At 61.1% G+C, this 19,143-nt stretch carries 16 protein-coding genes and 1 tRNA gene; 2 read left to right on the forward strand and 15 right to left on the reverse strand.

What is annotated here, in order from left to right; genetic code table 11:
* Positions 1-64: 64 nt before the first annotated feature.
* The 11 genes from ACYAR8_RS01845 to ACYAR8_RS01895 form a co-directional block, all read right to left on the reverse strand.
* A complete protein-coding gene (locus ACYAR8_RS01845; RefSeq protein WP_065991578.1) occupies positions 65-556 on the reverse strand; it encodes an Hcp family type VI secretion system effector in 492 nt (163 codons plus the stop codon).
* A gap of 19 nt (positions 557-575) precedes the next feature.
* Positions 576-2,357 (reverse strand): OmpA family protein, encoded by a 1,782-nt coding sequence (locus ACYAR8_RS01850; RefSeq protein ID WP_463578903.1) that lies wholly within the window; start codon positions 2,355-2,357, stop codon positions 576-578.
* Between the two features lie 7 nt (positions 2,358-2,364).
* Positions 2,365-3,036, reverse strand: a complete 672-nt coding sequence (gene tssL, locus ACYAR8_RS01855; RefSeq protein WP_108121845.1) for a type VI secretion system protein TssL, short form — start codon at positions 3,034-3,036, stop codon at positions 2,365-2,367.
* An 8-nt stretch (positions 3,037-3,044) separates the two neighbouring features.
* Positions 3,045-4,400, reverse strand: a complete 1,356-nt coding sequence (tssK, locus tag ACYAR8_RS01860) for a type VI secretion system baseplate subunit TssK (RefSeq protein WP_463578904.1) — start codon at positions 4,398-4,400, stop codon at positions 3,045-3,047.
* Between the two features lie 23 nt (positions 4,401-4,423).
* Positions 4,424-5,962 carry a type VI secretion system contractile sheath large subunit gene (tssC, locus tag ACYAR8_RS01865; protein ID WP_463578905.1) on the reverse strand — a complete coding sequence of 513 codons (1,539 nt, stop codon included), beginning with the start codon at positions 5,960-5,962 and terminating at the stop codon, positions 4,424-4,426.
* A 31-nt stretch (positions 5,963-5,993) separates the two neighbouring features.
* On the reverse strand, positions 5,994-6,497 hold the full coding sequence (gene tssB, locus ACYAR8_RS01870; protein WP_074885653.1) for a type VI secretion system contractile sheath small subunit: 504 nt from the start codon (positions 6,495-6,497) through the stop codon (positions 5,994-5,996).
* Between the two features lie 389 nt (positions 6,498-6,886).
* On the reverse strand, positions 6,887-8,512 hold the full coding sequence (locus ACYAR8_RS01875) for an NADP-dependent glyceraldehyde-3-phosphate dehydrogenase (RefSeq protein WP_463578906.1): 1,626 nt from the start codon (positions 8,510-8,512) through the stop codon (positions 6,887-6,889).
* Between the two features lie 143 nt (positions 8,513-8,655).
* Positions 8,656-9,780 (reverse strand): GGDEF domain-containing protein, encoded by a 1,125-nt coding sequence (locus ACYAR8_RS01880; RefSeq protein WP_108121838.1) that lies wholly within the window; start codon positions 9,778-9,780, stop codon positions 8,656-8,658.
* Positions 9,781-9,943: 163 nt separating this feature from the next.
* A complete protein-coding gene (locus tag ACYAR8_RS01885) occupies positions 9,944-10,699 on the reverse strand; it encodes a DUF72 domain-containing protein (RefSeq protein WP_463578907.1) in 756 nt (251 codons plus the stop codon).
* A 111-nt stretch (positions 10,700-10,810) separates the two neighbouring features.
* On the reverse strand, positions 10,811-11,503 hold the full coding sequence (locus ACYAR8_RS01890) for an RES family NAD+ phosphorylase (protein ID WP_463578908.1): 693 nt from the start codon (positions 11,501-11,503) through the stop codon (positions 10,811-10,813).
* Positions 11,497-11,901: an antitoxin Xre-like helix-turn-helix domain-containing protein gene (locus ACYAR8_RS01895; RefSeq protein ID WP_074885669.1), complete on the reverse strand. Its 405-nt coding sequence runs from the start codon at positions 11,899-11,901 to the stop codon at positions 11,497-11,499. Before ACYAR8_RS01895 ends, ACYAR8_RS01890 begins: the two co-directional genes overlap by 7 nt.
* 356 nt (positions 11,902-12,257) lie before the next feature.
* On the opposite strand from ACYAR8_RS01895, the gene ACYAR8_RS01900 reads away from it, so the two are divergent.
* Positions 12,258-14,312 carry a TonB-dependent siderophore receptor gene (locus ACYAR8_RS01900; protein WP_463578986.1) on the forward strand — a complete coding sequence of 685 codons (2,055 nt, stop codon included), beginning with the start codon at positions 12,258-12,260 and terminating at the stop codon, positions 14,310-14,312.
* Positions 14,313-14,586: 274 nt separating this feature from the next.
* Positions 14,587-14,662: transfer RNA gene (locus ACYAR8_RS01905), tRNA-Asn, on the forward strand.
* Positions 14,663-14,776: 114 nt separating this feature from the next.
* On the opposite strand, the gene ACYAR8_RS01910 is transcribed toward ACYAR8_RS01905, so the two are convergent.
* From ACYAR8_RS01910 to ACYAR8_RS01925, 4 genes are all read right to left on the reverse strand, one after another.
* Entirely contained in the window at positions 14,777-15,463 is a 687-nt protein-coding gene (locus ACYAR8_RS01910) for a RibD family protein (protein WP_074887730.1), read from the reverse strand.
* Between the two features lie 416 nt (positions 15,464-15,879).
* Positions 15,880-16,287, reverse strand: a complete 408-nt coding sequence (locus ACYAR8_RS01915; protein ID WP_074887728.1) for an SRPBCC family protein — start codon at positions 16,285-16,287, stop codon at positions 15,880-15,882.
* A gap of 159 nt (positions 16,288-16,446) precedes the next feature.
* Positions 16,447-17,070, reverse strand: a complete 624-nt coding sequence (gene ycaC, locus ACYAR8_RS01920) for an isochorismate family cysteine hydrolase YcaC (RefSeq protein WP_463578909.1) — start codon at positions 17,068-17,070, stop codon at positions 16,447-16,449.
* A gap of 126 nt (positions 17,071-17,196) precedes the next feature.
* Entirely contained in the window at positions 17,197-19,035 is a 1,839-nt protein-coding gene (locus tag ACYAR8_RS01925; protein ID WP_463578987.1) for an amidohydrolase, read from the reverse strand.
* Positions 19,036-19,143 lie beyond the last annotated feature (108 nt).

Below are 19,143 nucleotides of genomic sequence, written 5' to 3' on the forward strand. Positions count from 1 at the left end.
AACCCAACACACCGCAGCCGGCAGACAGGCGTGCAAAAGCTGCCTGTCTGCCGGCCTTGCAGCGTCAGGCGGTCTGGCGTTCGTTCCACGAGTCGGAGTGGATGATGTTGCCGTCCTTGTAGGTCCAGGTGACCTTCTCGTAGCGCAGCTCGACCATCTCCAGGTGGTTGTGCTTCTCCTTGGCCGGGTCTTTGACGTCGTGCATTTTCGGCGCGACGCGGACGACCTTGACGTTCTCCAGCAGGGTGTTGAAGTACTCGACTTCCTGGCCGGCGTCGTCGATGCGGTACCACTTGAACTCGGCGCTTTTCAGGGTCTGCCCCGTGCCGACGGCCTTGTACAGATAGGGGCTGCTGGCATCGATTTCCTTGGTGAACAGGAACGGCGTGTGCACGCGGGCGCCGGTCAATTTGCCGGTGTTGTTGTCGGTGGGGATGTAGACGCTGTGGTCCTGGGCGACCACTTCGACGCTGCCTTCCCGGGACTGCACGTTGACCGAGCCTTTGATGTCAGCGCCGCCGTCATCTTTGAGCCAGAGGTAAACGGGAATTGCCATGTGAAACTCCTTGCTTGGGTTATCGAGTGCCGCGAAATGCGACGGGGGTAGCCGGCCCGGCCCCGGCAGAAAACGACCCGCAGGCCCCCTCTTCCGGCACCAGACGGATGTCGACGCGGCGGTTGGCCCTGCGCCCTTGTTCGGTGTCATTGCTGGCGATCGGTTGACTGGCGCCGTAGCCCTGCACGGCGAAGCAGCTGGCGGGAATGCCGCCCATGCGTTGCATCCAGTCGCGCACCGAGGCGGCGCGATCGCGGGACAGGCGCAGGTTCTGTTCTGCACTGCCTGTGGCGTCGGTATGGCCGGTGACGACGATCAACCAGCCGGGCCGGGCCTTGATGCCGACCAATGCGTTGATCAGCACCTGGGTCGAGTCCGCCTTGAGTTCGGCGCTGCCGATGTTGAACAGCGACAGCGTGTTCAACCGCACCGGCCCAGGCGCTTGCGCCGTCTCGGTGGGCGGCCGGTAACGGCCGATGGCTTGCCAGACCCTGGCGCGCAGCTGTTCGGCTCGGTAAAGGCCGAGACCCAGTGACCGCGGCTCGCCGTAGCGGTAGTAGTCATCCAGCCGGCGGGCGTCGTCGTGCAGAACGGTCAACGCCGCTTGGCGCCGGGCCACGGCCTGCTGATCCTCGCGGGCGGTTTCGTTGATCGATGCGTAGCGGCGCAGGTCGTCACCCACCTGGCGGATCAACAAAGTGTTCTGCCGGGCCGAGCTCGACAGGGCGACGACGCCAGCGAAAACCGTCAGCCAGATGCCGATGACCGTGGCGCGCCTCGCTGCGGTGTTGCCGGTGTGTCGGGGCAGCAATTCCAGCAAAGGGTCCGGCGCGGGCAAAACACCGCCCGTGTCGATGGTCAACGGGGTCGGCACCAGCGCAGTTTTTTTCTGTATCCAGTGCTGCCAGACGCTGCCGGGCATGGGGTCAGGCAGACGCGCCACTTGGCAGATTGCGTAGGCCACTGGCGACGGCGTGCGATGCCGGTCTTTGCGTGCGAAGTGCGGCGCGACGTCCTGAACAAGCCATGCGGCGTGGGTGTTCATCTGCACGGCAAGTTGTGTGCGGTCGGTCAGGACGGCGGCGTCTTGTCTCTGCCAGTCCTCGACGCTGACGCAGGTGCCGTTGTTTCGTACCCGCGCGGAGGGGGCGCCATTTTCCCAACTGAACCAGACGGCTTCGGTGGCCGAACTTCCCTCTTCCCGGCTGAAGCCCGTCCCACGAACATCGTGCGGCCCTGGTGAGGTGTGTTGATAGCTCACTACCCACAACGGCAACGTCTGCGCACGCTTGCGGATCACCGACAGCTGATGAGTCAGCGCACGAAGCTGGCCGGCCAGCACCGCGCTGTCAGCGTGTTGGGCCGGATTGATGACGAACATGACGCTGAGCTGCCCACGCCATTGCGGACGGACCGCCAGCAGCGCAGTGGTCACTTCGGGCAATCGCTCAATGCTCGGCACCCAGACGTAACACCCGCTAGCCGTGTTCCGTACGAGGGTTTGCTCGGCAGCATCGGCATCGGCATCAACAGCAAAAAGCGCCGACGCCCCCTCACCGCACACCAGCACCACAGGCAGCCGGTATTCACTGCCCGGCAAGGTCCGAAACGCTTCCAGGCGCAGCGAATCACCGAGACGGGAAGTACGTCGACCCGCCAGCAGCCAGCCCCCGGTCACCAGAATCAGGGCGCAAACGACGGCGAACGCTTGATCGACCAGACTCAGCGGCAACACGCTAATCACCATCAGCGCCAGGCATCCGGACCACGGGGCAAGTGCACGCATCAACTTGAGTGTCATGGGCGCGTCACACCCGCTCGGTCACAAGGGAGGCGACCAGCGCCGCCAGATGCGAATCCAGCAACCACCAGATGCCGGCCAGCAGCAAACCGGCCGCAAGCAGGTGCAGCAGCGGCGCGCGCAACCATGCCGGCAACGGCTTGCGACCCCGTGCGTCGATCCACGTGGGCAACGCCTGATCCAGGGTCAACGGCGCCACTCGGGCGGTCAACTCGGCCATCAACTGCTGCCGCTCGGGATGGTTCGGTTCCTTGTAGCGACCAAGAAATCCCAGCATCAGAACGCGGTGATACACCCTCAGCACGCTCGGGTCCGGAGACGGCTCGTGCAGCACCTCACGCATTTCCTCGTAGAGAAACTGCCCCGCCTGATGACGTCCGAAGTAATGCGCCTGGAGCGGTTCGTGGGTCCATTTGGCGCGTGCAGCGGCATCGGCGTGGATCAGCACGGTTTCATCCATGAGCGCACATTGGGCATGGCTGATGAAGTCGACATTGCGCTGGCTGACGCCGGCCTGGGTCAGCGCATCGCGAACCTCGACAACCTGCCGGGTGCACACCGCCCAGAGCGCATCGCTGTCCGGAGCGGATGCGCCATGACGCAACTCGACCACCAACAGGTAGCTGTCCTGCAGCAGTTGATCGACATCGACGGACCGCGCAGCCGCTTGGCTTTTCATTGGCCGGCTCATGAGCGCAGCACCGCAAACAGCTCAAGCTTGACGTCCGGCAGCGTTGCCGGGACGTAGAACGCGCACACCCCTTCAGCCAGCACGGCCTGACCGCTCGGATGGGCAAAGTCGAGGGCGAAATACTGGTTTTCGAGACGCAGCGGAATCGCCGCCGGCACGTGACTGAGCGGCTGCAGCGGAACGCCGTCCAGGGCTGCGTTGATCAACTGATCAACGTCGTCCGGAGTGCCGACCTTGCACAGCCGCGGGAACTGCGCCTGCAATTGCGCCGGGGCCTCGCGGCAGCGCACCGACAGGTAAAAGTCAGCGGCGTCGGCCTCACGCAGACGCGGATCGTTGAACGTCACTTGCCAGCGACCGGGGAGCACCCGCTCCAGCTCCAGAGCGATCACCCGCGACGGCAGACTGGCTTCCAGCAGCGTCGAAATCATCTGCATCAAGGGCGGGAACACCGTTTCCAGCGCTTCGTGACGGTAGACCGGAATAGCGTCAACGTCGTGTTCAAGGGAGAACGTCAGCAGCGCCCCCGCCAGCTTCACCAGCTCCAGATAGACCTGCTCGGGATGACGCGCCGGGCTGGCCTTGAAATCGGCGAGCACGGGTTGGTAGGTATTGAGCGCATTAAGCAGCCAGAACAGCGAAACATCCGCCACCGCGAAGTCGGCCATGCGCTGATTGCTTTCACGGCGCATGCCCATCAAGCGTTGACGCTTGGACGCCAGTTGGGTGAGGAGATTGTCCATTTGGACCTGCAAACCCGCATGCCCGGCAAAGCTCAACAGCGGCGGAACGAACGCCTCGTCCAGGCACACCCGGCCTTGGCCGTCACGCACCAGCCGGGCCACGGAACAGGTCAGGTAATCGGCGTTGTCATCGCTGGCCAGACGCAGGCTGAGCATGTGCTCGAGCACACCGATCGACTGTTGATCGTCGCCGTAGAGATCCTGCACCTGCCGCCAATCCTGGCGGTAACGCACCGGCCGGTCAGCGCGAGCGTCTTCAAACAGGCAATTGCCACCGTTGGCCTGCTCCAGCGGCAGGCACAACAGCACCGTCGCGCCCTGCTCCGGATCGATCTGAATCTGTTCGAGGGACAGCGCGGCGGGCAGCCGATCAACGCTGTCGGTGTCGATCAGGGTGCCGTCCGGCAGCCGCACGCGCAGCGCGGACGCCTTGAGTTTGCCCAGCCGCAACGCTTCTGGATCAAACGTCGCCGTCTGCACGCCCCACGGATGAACCCGCGACAAATGGGCGATGCATTCGTTGGTCCAGGCTTCCCAGCGCCCTTGCTGCTGGAATTGCTGCTGGGACAGCAGCGCCCCGGCAGCCCAGAGAGGTCGGTCGATTTTCATGTTGTGCTCACCTATGGCCGACGTCAGGTTTTGGCTTTGGGCATCTGGGAAACCAGCGAGAGATTCACGTCCATGCCTTCCACCTGGAAATGCGGCACGGCGTACAACTTCACGCGGAAGAAGCCGGGGTTATCGTCGATGTCCTCCACCGTTACCCGGGCGTCGCGCAGCGGATGCGAGGCCTGCAAGTCATCCCCCGGATCGGTCATTTCGGTGACCAGCCCGCTAATCCACTTATTCAATTCCAGTTCCAGCAGACGCCGGTCTTTGGTGGTGCCGATGTTTTCCCGCTGAATCAATTTCAGATAATGGGCAATGCGCGACAGCAGAAAGATATAAGGCAGGCGCGAGTTGATGCGGCTGTTGGCCGTGGCATCGGCGGTGTCATACAACGCAGGCTTTTGTGTGGAGTTGGCGGAGAAGAAACAGGCGTAATCGCGATTCTTGTAATAGGAAAGCGGAATAAACCCCAGGTTGGCGAATTCGAATTCGCGGGTTTCCGGAATCATCACTTCCGACGGGATCTTCACCTGACTGCCGGTGCCAAGGTCATATAAATGAATCGGCAGATCCGTTACCGCACCACCGGATTGTGGCCCGCGAATCTGAACGCACCAGCCGTTGTTGACGAAACTCTTCACCATGTTTGCAGCGAAGGCAAAAGACGCATTGGTCCACAAATATTTGCTGTGATCAGTGCCTTTGACACTTTCCACATAATTGAAACTGCGCACCGGAATGGTGTCCGGCCCATAGGGCAGCCGTCCCAGCACACGCGGCATGGTCAAACCGATATAACGGGAATCGTCGGTGTCGCGGAATGACTTCCATTTGATGTATTCCGCGCGATCAAAGTAATTGCCGATGTCTTTGATGGCGGCTACTTCTTCCATGGTGTCCTTGCCGAAGAAGGCCGGCCCCACCGAACCAATGAACGGCATGTGCGCTGCCGCCGCGACCTTCGATATATTACGAAGCAATGCAATATCTTGCGGGCTGCGATCAAATTCGTAATTGGAAATAGCTGCGGCAATGGGTTCGCCGCCGGGTGTGTCGTATTCCTGGGTATAAGTGTGCATGTACAGACCGCTCTGGGCGATCTCCGGGGCGTCTTCAAAATCCTGGACCAGATGGTCTTTGCTGATGTCCAGCAACTCGATGCGCACGTTCTGCCGGAAGTCGGTCTGATCGATCAGCGATTTAACGCCGCGCCACGTCGACTCGACCCTCTGGAACTCGGGATGATGCATGACGGCGTCGAGCTGGCGGCTGATCTGCGCGTCGAGGCAGGCGATGTGTTCGTCGAGCAGGGTCTTGTCGAGGCGCTGGACCTTGCGCGACGAGGCCTTGAGCAGGTTGAGGAACACGCTGACCGCGGCGGTCACGCGCTCATCGGCGGAGATCTCCGACAGGGCTTCGTTGTTCTGAAACGCTTCGATATCCCCCAGTGCGGAAACCGGGTTGAGGTTTATTTTTGAAAACAACGCGCTATAGACGCCGGTGCTTTCTTCAGACAAAACGGTGCCACCGCCTGAGACTGCGGAAGAGTGTTTCGAGGACATGTTTGATACCTGCTATCAGAGACCCGGGTAATTAACGCTCAGTGGGTGCAGCGAGCACTGCCAGTTCGGCGCGTAACTCATCACTGAGCGTTTCGTCTTTGACGATGCGTTCAAGTTCGTGACGAAACGTTGCGTTGTCGAGCAGGTTTGATTTGAGGTCACGCAACAGATTGCGGGTCGCCAGCAGCGCGCGCAATGACGGTATTTGTCTGGCGACCTGTTCCGGTTCGAAGTCTTTCATTCTTTCGAAATTCAAGTCGACTGAAGCATCGGAACCGTCGTCGGCAAAGGTGTTTTCAACGGTAAGTTTCAATGCAGGGGAAAACTCCGCCAGCACGCTGTCGACATTGTTTTTATTGATATTGATCTTGGTGCGCTCGGACAAGGGCCGGTCTTCCCGGCCGTTGCTGTAATCTCCGAGCACCATCAATTTAAGCGGCAATTCGACTTTTTTCTGCGCACCGCCGGTGTGCAAATCGAGCTTTATATTGACCCGGGCCTTGGGCACTTCATTTTGAAAGCTGTTTGAAGCCATAACTCCTCCGTCGAAAATGCCACACGTCACAAAGGGGAATATCTGGATCGCGGAGCCTTTTTATCAGCCGAGCGCTCGTACCCCAAGCGGTCAAGTTTTAACAAGTGTGAGCAAAGAATGGGCTGATGAAGTTTTCATCGAATTCGGGAAGCGGCAAGGCTAATTCCCTACGAATCAAAACTCTACCCACCAAAGAGAGGAAGAGAGCTGTCCTACGGAAGTCTAGAATCCTTCCTACAAAAAAAGCCCAGACAGTGGATCGGCTACAGCATTAAAAATGCCTGCCCAACACAGTGGCGGCGGGTTTTAAAGTACAGATATAAAAAAACCGCAAGCGGTTGAACAGCATCAGCTGTGCAACGCGCCTGCGGCTAATTCGAGCGAATGAATCAGAAGATGTAGTCGGTGGTCAGGAACGTCGATTCACGGTTATGAATGATGTCGCTGATCAGCGCCTTGTTGCTCTCCTGAAATTTGGTCGCCACCAAGGTGCGGATCGAGAACACCCGCAGTGCATCGTGTACCGACAGCGTACCCTCGGCCGAATTCTTGCGACCGTTGAACGGGAAGCTGTCCGGCCCGCGCTGGCACTGGGCGTTGATGTTGATACGCCCCACCTGATTGGCGAACGCATCGACCAGACGCCCGACCTGCTTGGAGTCGTTGCCGAAGATGCTCAACTGCTGGCCGAAATCGGAATCCAGCACGTACTCGATCACCGTTTCCAGATCGCGGTACGCCACCACTGGCACCACGGGGCCGAACTGTTCTTCGTGGTAGACGCGCATGTCCGGCGTCACCGGGTACAGCACAGCCGGGTAGAAGAACTGCCCGTGGGTCGTGCCGCCGCCCTCATTGACCACTTTGCCGCCCTTGCTCACGGCGTCGTCCACCAGCCCTTGCAGGTAGTCGGTCTTGCCCGGCTCCGGCAATGGTGTCAGTGAGACGCCCTGCTCCCACGGCATGCCCGGCTTGAGCTGGGCGAGTTTTTCTTCGAACTTTTCGAGGAAACTGCCGACCACGTTTTCGTGCACGAACAGGATCTTCAAGGCGGTGCAACGCTGACCGTTGAACGACAGCGAGCCGGTAATGGCTTCAGTCACCGCGTTGTCCAGGTTCACATCCGGCAGCACGATCCCCGGGTTCTTCGCGTCCAGACCCAGCGCGGCGCGCAGACGGTGCGGCTTGGGGTGGAGCTTTTTCAGGGCGCTGGCCGCCTTGTTGGTACCGATGAAGGCAAACACGTCGATCTTGCCGCTGGCCATCAGCGCGCTGACCGTCTCGCGCCCGCTGCCGTAGATCACGTTGATGACCCCGGCCGGGAAGCTGTCGCGGAACGCTTCGAGCAACGGACGAATCAGCAGCACGCCGAACTTGGCCGGCTTGAACACCACGGTGTTGCCCATGATCAGGGCCGGAATCAGCGTGGTGAAGGTCTCGTTCAACGGATAGTTGTAAGGGCCCATGCACAGGGTCACGCCCAGGGGCACGCGGCGAATCTGGCCGAGGGTGTCCTGTTCCAGCTCGAAGCGACTGGAGCGACGGTCCAGTTCCTTGAGGGCGTTGATGGTGTCGACGATGTAATCGCAGGTGCGGTCGAACTCTTTCTGCGAGTCCTTGAGGTTCTTGCCGATTTCCCACATCAGCAGCGTGACTACGGCGTCGCGCTGCTCGCGCATCAGCTTGAGAAATGTCTCGACGTGATGAATGCGGTCGGCGACGCGCATGGTCGGCCAGGCGCCCTGGCCCCGGTCGTAGGCTTTGACGGCGGCGTCCAGCGCGGTCATTGCGGTGTCGGCGTCCATCAGCGGCGTGCTGCCCAGCACCACGGACTCAAGGCCCGCGTCGGTCTTCAGCGAGACCGGGCTTAACACGGGCGCCAACGGCCCTTGCCATTGGTGCAGTTCGCCGTTGACCAGGTAATCGCGCTGCTCGATGGCCGGGCCTGCGCGAAACGGCTCAGGGATCTCGTCGGCGCGCGGGTACAGGTTGTCCAGGCGGTTTTGCAGGGTCATCTCATTTACCTCTTCCAGTCGGTATCGTGCCAAACAGGCTGGACACACTACGCCACAGCCGCCGCCGAATGAGAAGCGTCGAGATAAATGTCACGTCCGTGTGACACGAAAACCGTCGGCCGACCCCGTGCCAGAGGCTCCGTCTAGCCCACCGCAGTCTGGTTGCGACCGGATGCCTTGGCCCGGAACAGCGCCTTGTCTGCGAGAGCCAGTAGCCCATGCAAGTCCTGATCGAGGTGGTTCAGCTCTGCAATGCCCAGGCTCGCGGTCACACCTTCGTCGTGCAGGCAGGTGATGTCGGCGATGGCCGAGCGCAGTCTCTCGGCAATGACTCGCGCCACGTCAATCGGAGTGTTAGCCAGCAGCAGCGCGAACTCCTCTCCGCCCAGGCGGCCGCTAACGTCTGCGTCGCGCACGGATTGACGGATGACCCTGCCGATCTGCCGCAGGACGTCGTCACCCGCCTGATGGCCGTGGCCGTCGTTTATGCGTTTGAAATGGTCGATGTCCAGCATCAGGGCGCAGAGCGGCAGATGGGCCTGCCTGCAGGTCTCGTACACACCTTCGGCGCGATGGAAGAAAGCACGCCGGTTTTGCAGTCCAGTCAGCTCGTCGGTCTGCGCGGCATGGGCGGCGATGCGATGGGCATGTTCCATTTCGCGGCTCAGGCGAAAGGCCCGCTCCATGGCCCGGCCCAATTTGCGCGTTGCGCTCGCCACAAAACCGGCAAAGATCAGCGACGCAACTGCCATCCCCTGTTGCGCGGTCTGGGGCTGAAACAGCAGCCAGATCGAGCACGGCAGCAGCACTAACGCAATCGACACCAGGGTCATCGAGCGGTACGCCGAATAGCAGGAGACCGCACTCACCGACATGCCCACGGTGAACAACAGCACCAACGTCTGGATCAGCATATCCCCGGCCTGCATCAGCGCCAGCGCGCCGCTGCCCCAGATGCCGGCGGACAATACCAGCGTGACCCAGTAAGTGGTTTCCCAGCGTTCGGGGGTCCGTACGGATTCCGGCACCCGGAAGTAGGTGACCAACATGATCAGGCGCAAGCCGGTCGAGGCGCCCAGCAGCCCAAGCCACCAGAGAATCATTGATTGTTCCAGGCGCTCCCAGCAGATCCACGAGAGCATCACAGCCGCCAGCGCGCTGCCGAACACAGAGAAAAAACTCTGACGGAAGAGCAACTGCAAACGATCATTGCGCACCTGGGCCCGTATCAGGTCCTCGCGCGCCGGTTGAGAATCATGGAGGTACATCGAATTCGCCCGAGCCTGGCACTGGAAAAGGGCAGATTGTGGCATCGTGCTATGACGCTTAACAACTCGCGCGCCAATTAACTCACACCTAACGAAAATCAGCGTTGCAGATCGCTGCCAGGTATCGCCTGAACCCGTCTGGCTCGGGCGTTCCGGGAGAAGGTCATTGTGGCTCACCCAGTAGCTCGATCAGCCTCAGCGCATTCCCGGTAGCGGCGCCGCTGGCAGTGTTGTCAAAAATACACCACGTCGGCTCGCCGCTTCGCGCTCCACTCTTCAGCTCGGCGGCCAGACGGATCAGATAATCCTCTTCGTAGGCGCTGTGATAAATGCGCGGCGCGCCGTGCAGCCGCCAGTAACGCAATCCCGCCCAGCCTGACGGTTGGCCGTCGTTACTGAGCCTGGACGGATCGACACGTGCCTGGGCGATGCGGTAGTGCGTCAGCATTGGCTCGCCCTGCACCCAGCTTTCATGGCGCGGCTCAATAACCACCTGCCCCGCAAAGCACTCGCGCAGCCGGGTGAAAAACACCTCCGCTACCGGTGGCTCGAACGCCAGCGACGGTGGCATTTGCAGCAACAGGCAGCCCAGCCGATCGCCCAGTTCCAGGCACTGACCGAGGAATTCGTCCAGCGCCTGGTCGCTGTCTTGCAAGCGTTTTTCGTGGGAAATAAGCTTGGGGAGTTTCACCGAAAAGCGGAAATTCGCCGGTACCGAGTCGGCCCAGCGCGCGTAGGTTTGCGGACGATGGGGCCGGTAGAACGAGCTGTTGATCTCCGCCGAGTTGAATTGCCGTGCGTAGCGCTGCAAGTGGGTGCCGTCCCCCGGAAACGCCGGCGCATACTCGCGGCCCAGACTCCAGCCGGCACAGCCCACGAAGATTTTTCCGGGCCCGTTCAAAGCAGCATCGTCTAACACAGCACCTCCCCTTCTTCGCGCCTAATACGCTCCTCCATCTCCAATGATCGAGTGACTTCCAGGGCGGCGGATGAGTTCGATGTTTTGCGCGGCATCGGGATCGACAACCGTCTAGGCGTTCGAAATCCGGTTGATCCCGATGACCTCGCCGCTCCAGATCATCTCGTAATGGGCGCTTTGCACGATGGACGCGACGTGGCGCGGGGTCAGCAGTGCCCAGCACACATTGCCCGGCGAGCGCACCGAGTGATAACGCAACCCGGACATCCCGGCCTGCTTCGCGGCCTTGCCCAGCACATGGGATTGCGCGTAGTCGTCAGGCGCATAGACGGGGTCGGAGAGCGGAATGGCGGTGGCGTCAACGCTGCCCTCTTCGCTGAAGCTGCAACTCAGGCAGCGGAACACGAAGCGCTCGTACTTCAGCGTCGCCACCCGCGACCAGTACAGCTGCTGATGGTGGCGCACTTCGGCAATGGCCGTGTCGACCGTGTCGGCCAGGTACAGCACGCCGAACCCGCCGCTGCTGAAGCGCGAGCCCGCAGGATTGACATGGGTGAACGGCGCGACGGCGTAGGAACAACCGGGGATGCCGAACGGGATTTCGGCCAGGGGAATCAGCTCGATGCGGCCGACTTCGTTCTGCAGGCGCGGATTGGTCAGCGCCTGAATGCGGTATAGCGTCTCGAACTCGGCGGCATCAGCGACGTCGCTGAACAGTTCGATCGGGGGGAACTTGGAATTGACCAGTCGATAACCCTGCTGCGTTTCGCCGGCGAGCGCGGGAAGCGCGTCCGGCGTCACCATTGGGCGCCCCGGAGCGTGTCGATGCGGCGGAAGGTTTCGTACAGCGAGATCATGTCGCCCTGGGCCATGACGTCCAGTGGTTTTCTGCCGTTGAAGAAATCGTTGTGGTTTTCCATCGACGGGAAACCGTAGGCATTGTCGGGGTTATCGAACAGGGTCCGCAGGGCGGCGTGGATGTTCAGCACGAAGCTGACCCGTTGCATCTGGTCCTGATCCAGCGCTACCGACCACTGTGCATCGTCCTGGCGGGCGCGAGTGTAGGTGCTCCGGGAAATACGCAAAATCTGACAGGCCTGATCACTGGTGGCCTTCCACTTGTCCAGCACCCGCAATGCCGCGCGCAAACCCACCACGCACTCGGACTTCGAAAGTTGCCGCACTGGAGTGGCGATGCTCATGGAGTTACCTCTTGATCACGGCAGAAATTTTCTGTAGACGCAACATTAATTCATTTGCATCCATAGACGCAATGTCAAGTTTCAGCAGCATTGATTTGCAGCACGGTATCCGACGCTCTCCCGGCTAAAGCCGGTCCTTCTTTTAAGGGCCGATTCGAAGCTCACTGAATGCACTCAATTCTGAAGGCGCACTCCAGAGCCCCCAAAAGTGAAAAAGATGTGAAAATTCATCTTAGTCATATCTGGTAATGATTCGCATCTTGATTCAGAATCGCGCTCCCCACGTGCTTTCAGGAACGCCCATTGTGATCCCTCGCCTCCCCGCCTCCTTTCTTCTGGCCGGTGTCGTCACCGCTATGTCCGCCGCCAACGCAGCCGACGACGTCACGTTGCCGGCGATGCAGATTCAGGACACCGCCGCACCGGACGACGGGCAAAGCGTGGGCTATCAGGGCAGGCCTTCTTCGAGTACCACCAAGCTGGGGCTGACCAACAAGCAGACCCCCCAGGCGATCACCACCATCACCCGCGCGCAGATGAACGATTTCAAAATGAACGGGGTCAAGGACGCCCTGCGCTCGGCGCCGTCGGTAACCGTCGAGCAAAGCGAAAGCGATCGCACGGAGTTCACCTCCCGCGGGTTCGACATCGGCAGTTTCGAGTACGACGGCATGGGCATGCCCTTCGCCCAGACGATCATGATCGGTGATCTGGACATGGCCGAGTTCGAGCAGATCGACGTGCTCCACGGCGCCAACGGTTTGATGAGCGGCACCGGCAATCCGTCGGCCACGGTCAACTTCATTCGCAAACGACCCACCCGGGATTTCCAGGCGCAGATCGACACCAGCGTGGGCTCGTGGGACAACCGGCGCATCGACATCGATGTATCGGGGCCGTTGACCGATACCGGCAACGTGCGCGGCCGCTTCATCTATGCCCACGACAAGGGCAATTCGTGGATGGACCGTTACAGCCACGAGAAGAACGTCGCCGCCGGTCTGCTGGCGTTCGACCTGTCCGACGCCGACACCCTGACCGTGGGTTTCACTCAGCACAACAGCGATTCCAACGGCAGCACCTGGGGCAACCTGCCGCTGGTCGACATCAATAACAACCCGATCCATTACAGCAGCCGCTCGTCCAACGTCGGCCAGCCGTGGACCTACTGGAACATGCACACCCAGCGGGCGTTTGCAGAATGGAAGCATGACTTCGGCAACGGCTGGAACGCCACGCTCACCGGCACCGGTATTACGGAATACCAGGACACCAACATGCTGTACGTCTCGAGTGTCACCGATGACGACGCCTCGGTGTTCGCCGCCCACACCACCAGCAAGGCGCATCAGTTGCTGGGCGAAGCGAAAGTCTCCGGACCGTTCAGCCTGTTCGGCCGCGACCATGAGCTGACTTTCGGCGCCGCCTACGGCCGCACGCACCAGAAAGCCCGGGAATACGATGCGGCTGAAACCGGCTACTTCAACACCTCGTTCGCGGGCATTCTTGGCGGCATCACGCCGACGCCGCAGTTTGACTACACCCGTGATACCAACACTCAGAACTTTGAGGACCGGCAGAAAAGCCTGTTCGCCGGCGCGCGCTTCAGCCTGGCGGACGATCTGCACTGGATCGCCGGTGCGCGCATGCTCAGCGCCGACGGCACGGGCGAGAGTTACGGCACCGATCACTCCCAGCGCGAACACGGCAAGGTCACGCCGTACACCGGCCTGGTCTACGACCTGACCCCGCAGTGGAGCGTGTACACCAGTTGGACGCAGATCTTCAATCCGCAGTACGGCACGGTCGGCGTCGACGGCAAAGTGCTCGCGCCGCTGGAAGGCAAGAGCCTGGAGGCCGGCGTCAAAGGCAGCGTGATGGATGATCGCCTGAACCTCACCGCCGCGGTGTTCAAGACCAAACAGAGCAACGTCCAGTCGGCGGACTTCATCGAGGTGGGCTCGCAGTTCCGCTACTTCACCGACGATTACAAGAGCCACGGCATTGAGCTGGAAGCGTCGGGCGAGGCACTGCCCGGACTCGACCTGCTGGCGGGCTACACCTATGTGCACATCGAAAACGACGATGGCGACAAGTCCCGCCGTTATGTGCCGACCCACGCCTTTCGCGGCATGGCCAGCTACCGACTGCCTAGTCTGCCCCAAGCCAGAATCGGCACCCGGGTCAGCTGGCAGAGCGGGATTCAGAACGACAACTACAGCGTTATCCGCCAGAACGCCTACGCGCTGGTCGACCTGATGACCAGCTACGACATCGACAGCAACTGGAGCACGGCGCTGAACTTCAACAACGTCACCGACCGCAAATACCTGACCTCGCTGTACAGCGGCACGGCCAGCAACTACGGCGCCCCGCGCAACCTGACCGCTTCGCTGACCTGGCGCTATTGAGCCGGGCCAGTTTCCGTGCTGGCCGAATGAACAATAGTGCGGCCAGCATTGGCCCCTGTAGGAGCGCGCTTGCCCGCGAAGGTGTCGGCACATTCGACATCGCTGCCAGCTGACACACCGCATTCGCGGGCAAGCGCGTTCTTACACTGATTGGAGTCGGGCGCGATAGTGTCGTCTACAATGGAGCCAGGCCGGAGCCGCCCGACACCCACCTGGTAATTTTTTTAGCCCTCTTGCTTGACTTCCCTTTTCCAATCAGTAAGATAGCGCGCATTCCGCGATAGCTCAGTTGGTAGAGCAAGTGACTGTTAATCACTGGGTCCCTGGTTCGAGTCCAGGTCGTGGAGCCAGACAGAAGTAAACGAAAAGGCCAGCGCTTAGCTGGCCTTTCTCGTTTCCGATCGATTTCCCCGGGTGCTCCCTGTCTGAAGCGGGACTGCATCAGCCCCGCTCCACCCCCAGCGTCAGGCCTTGGTGTAACGCAGCCAGACAGCACCGCCGTCCTGAACCTCTGCCGACGTCAACTTCAAATGAGCCGGTTGTTTCCAAGCCTCGGTCGACACCTCGAACGACGCCGGATGCTCGCCTCGCCCATCGATCAGCGGCAGGATCAGCACACTGACCTCATCGACCAACCCGGCGTTAACGAACGAACCGCTGACATGGGGGCCACCCTCGACGATCAGGCGCTTGCAGCCCAGCTCGCTCGAAAGGATCTGCACCACCTGCTGCAAATCGATTTCGCTCTTCCCGGCAAAAATATAAGACACCTGAATCGACTGCAGGTACGCCAGATAGTCATCCGACACGCCTTCGGTCAGCACTTCGACGACATGGGAATCCAGCGCCTGATTCTTCTTCCAGCCGACCTTGCCCTGGGGGTCAATGGACACGGCGTAGGCCTTGGCGTTGCGATCGGCGAAATAATGGCTGCGCTCGATCGGCCCCGAGGCGAGGCCTTTTGGATAGCCCTCGTCATGGGCAATTTCCTGCATGGTTACGCGCCCGCAGATCCAGGCATCGAACTCGAACGTCTGGGCGAGCTTTTCGTACAGGTCACCGGCGTCTTTCTTGAACGCACGATCCCAGCCGTCGGTGAGGGCATGACCGTCGAGGGAGGACATCATGTGGCAAATGACATAAGGCTGCATGGCAGGCTCCAGGCTGATAAGTGTGTAGAGCCGACCAGAATCCTGCCGCAATAGTTCATCCGTTTAGCCGCTTTTGCCGTTCCCGACCGCTGCCCATCATTACCGGTGATGTAGACCATGAAGCCTATTGTCTTCAGCTTCGGCAGGGCTCGCGTAACATCGCGTCATCCCAGACCCGACACGGACTTAGCCCCATGACCCTGCACATCATCAACGCCCTCGCCCTCACCGCCGTGACCGTTTTCCTGGTCAACCGCGCGTTCGCCCTGTACGACCTGATCAATGCAGCGACGGTGTCCGAACATCACTGAGGCGCTGAACGCCTGACGCAACAACGATTCAAGCAAGGCACCGAAATGCCAGGCCGCAACGGCCTGGCGGTCCCGCGATTATCGGCGGCTTAACGTTTCACCGATTTAGAAATTCGCCTTCAGCGCCTCAAGCCCCCCCTCGTAAACCCCCTTGAACAATTCCTCGACTTCCCCATCGGAAACACCGTCCGGCGTAAAGACGCCTGACCATTCCACCCAGGTGCTGTCGGCGCCATCCTCTTTGACTTTGAACGTCGCCAGATAGTCCTTGATAGGAAACGGTCCCTTGTCGATGGAATAGCTGTAAGTGCGCGCCGAATTGTCGTAGGTCTGCAGGCGCTCGATGATTTCAGCGCCGTCGTCGGTGGTCAGGTGACGAACGCGCCCGCCTTCCAGTGACTCGCTGCTCTTGATGAACGGCAGCCACGCGTGCAGCGAATGGAAGCCGCCGGTGAGTGCCCAGACCTTGTCGGCCGAGACCGGGATGTGCACGGATGCAGATGCTTGAGCCATGTTGTTTTCTCCAGAAGTGGGGGCAGCGGCCGATCAGCCAGCGCTGGATGGCGTGGCGGGGCCGCGCCCTCTCTAAATAAGGGGTAACCGCGCGCAATCTTGTCACGGTTACCGCTGCTTCGGGAGGGTGCGCGCCGCAAAAAGGCGGCGCGCAGCGTGTTACTTGGCGGTGAACGCCGAGTAGCTGTTCATCAGGTTGCGGTAGTTCGGAATGCGCTGGGACAGCAGGTTCGCCAAACCTTCCATGTCATTGCGCCAGTCGCCCTGCAGCTCGCACGCTACCGAGAACCAGTTCATCAGTTGAGCGCCTGCGGCACTCATACGTGCCCACGCGGCTTTTTGCACCACGTCGTTGAACGTGCCCGACGCATCGGTGACCACGAACACGTCGAAACCTTCTTCCAGCGCGCACAGGGTCGGGAACGCCACGCAAACGTCAGTCACGACGCCAGCGATGATGATCTGCTTGCGGCCGGTGGCTTTGATCGCTTTCACGAAGTCTTCGTTGTCCCAGGCGTTGATCTGGCCAGGGCGGGCGATGTACGGCGCGTCCGGGAACATGGCTTTGAGCTCGGGCACCAGCGGGCCATTGGGGCCGGTTTCGAAGCTGGTGGTGAGGATGGTCGGCAGCTCGAAGAACTTGGCGCAGTCGGCCAGGGCCAGCACGTTGTTCTTGAACTCGTTCGGCGTGAAGTCCTGGACCAGCGAGATCAGGCCAGTCTGGTGATCGACCAGCAGAACGACGGCATCATCTTTGTTCAGACGCTTGTAGGGAACGGTCATGATTGACTCCATTGAGTGGGTGACAGATGAGTACAAGGGCCAGCGCATCACGCTGACGGAGAGCCCCGCCGATCAGCGCCGACGAGGCCTTTCATGCTCTTTTCAATTGCCCTTTTGAGGCGCTGATCAGAAGGCGAAGCACGAACAGCCAAACGCGCCCCAGAAACCCTGAAAGTCGCTGACCGGCACTTTCGACTGACGCGCTTTGTCGTGGCTGTGGGCATGGACGCCGCAGGGACCGCTGCACTGGTGAACAGCCGCTGCCATCGGTGCGCCTTGACGCCAGTGGCCCGGCACCTTGGAGACTGGCGACCAGTCCGGCAGCACCGGCACGCTCGGCGGTGCCAGATCGTCGAACTCGCCGGCGCCGTACACCACTTTGCCGTCAACGATGGTCAGCACCGACTCGATCCACTTGATCGACTCTTCCGGCACGCTGAAGAAGTCTTGGGACAACGCCACCACGTCCGCCAGCTGGCCGACCTTGATCTGGCCTTTCTTGCCCTGCTCGGAAGAAAACCAGGCGCTGCCACGGGTGAACAGCTCCAGCGCGGTTTCCCGGGACAGGCCTTCCGGGTACAGCTCAAGGCCGCCGACGGTGCGACCGCTGACCATCCAGTACAGCGAAGTCCACGGGTTGTAGCTCGACACGCGGGTGGCGTCGGTCCCCGCGCCCACCGGCACCCCTTCGGCCAGCATGCGCTTGATCGGTGGCGTGTGTTCACCGGCCTTGGCCCCATAGCGCTCGACGAAATATTCGCCCTGGAACGCCATGCGGTCCTGAATCGCAATGCCGCCGCCGAGCGCCTTGACCCGCTCGATGTTCTTCGGCGTGATGGTTTCGCAGTGGTCGAAGAACCACGGAATGCCGTTGAACGGAATGTCGCGGTTGACCTTCTCGAACACGTCGAGCATGCGTGAGATCGATTCGTCATAAGTGGCGTGCAGACGGAACGGCCAGCGGTGCTCAACGAGGTGGCGCACCACCGGTTCGAGATCCTGTTCCATGCCCGCTGGTAAATCCGGGCGCGGCTCGAGGAAGTCTTCGAAATCCGCAGCCGAGAAGGTCAGCATCTCGCCGGCGCCGTTGTGGCGCAGGAAGTCATCGCCCTGGTGCAGCGTCACGGTGTTGGTCCAGTGCTTGAAGTCTTCCAGCTCTTCCTTGGGCTTCTGGGTGAACAGGTTGTAGGCGATGCGCACGGTCAGCTGCTTGGCCTCGGCCAGTTGCGTGATGACGGCGTAATCGTCCGGGTAATTCTGGTAGCCGCCGCCGGCGTCGATGGCGCTGGTCAGGCCCAGTCGGTTAAGTTCGCGCATGAACTGGCGCGTCGAGTTGATCTGGTACTCCAGCGGCAGCTTCGGCCCTTTGGCCAGGGTCGAGTAGAGGATCATCGCGTTGGGCTTGGCCACCAGCATGCCGGTCGGGTCGCCGTTGCTGTCACGGACGATCTCGCCACCCGGCGGGTTCGGCGTGTCGCGGGTGTAACCGGCCACCCGCAGCGCGGCGCGGTTGAGCAGCGCGCGGTCGTACAGGTGGAGGACGAACACCGGGGTGTCGGGCGCGGCCTGGTTGAGTTCTTCAAGGGTCGGCATGCGTTTTTCAGCAAACTGAAATTCGTTCCAGCCGCCGACCACACGCACCCACTGCGGCGTTGGCGTGCGGTCGGCCTGAGCCTTGAGCATGCGCAGCGCGTCGGCCAGGGACGGCACGCCTTCCCAGCGCAGTTCGAGGTTGTAGTTGAGGCCGCCACGGATCAGGTGCAAGTGGGAGTCGTTGAGGCCGGGGATCACCGTGCGCTTGTGCATGTCGATGACCTGCGTGGCCGAGCCGCGCTGAGACATGACCTCGGCGTCGGAGCCCACGGCGACGAATTTCCCGCCGCTGATGGCCACTGCACTGGCCTTGGGTTTTTCCTGGTCAACCGTGTGGAAATTACCGTTGAAGAGAATCAGATCGACGTTCATCGCGCCTCCGTTGGCAGAAGAGTGGGACGCCCCGACGGCAAGGCCGGTGGCAGGCATGGAAGAAAACAGTGCAGCGGCCGCGCCGAGCAACGAGCCTTTGGCGACGAA

Source organism: Pseudomonas sp. HP_01 (genome assembly GCF_055284355.1).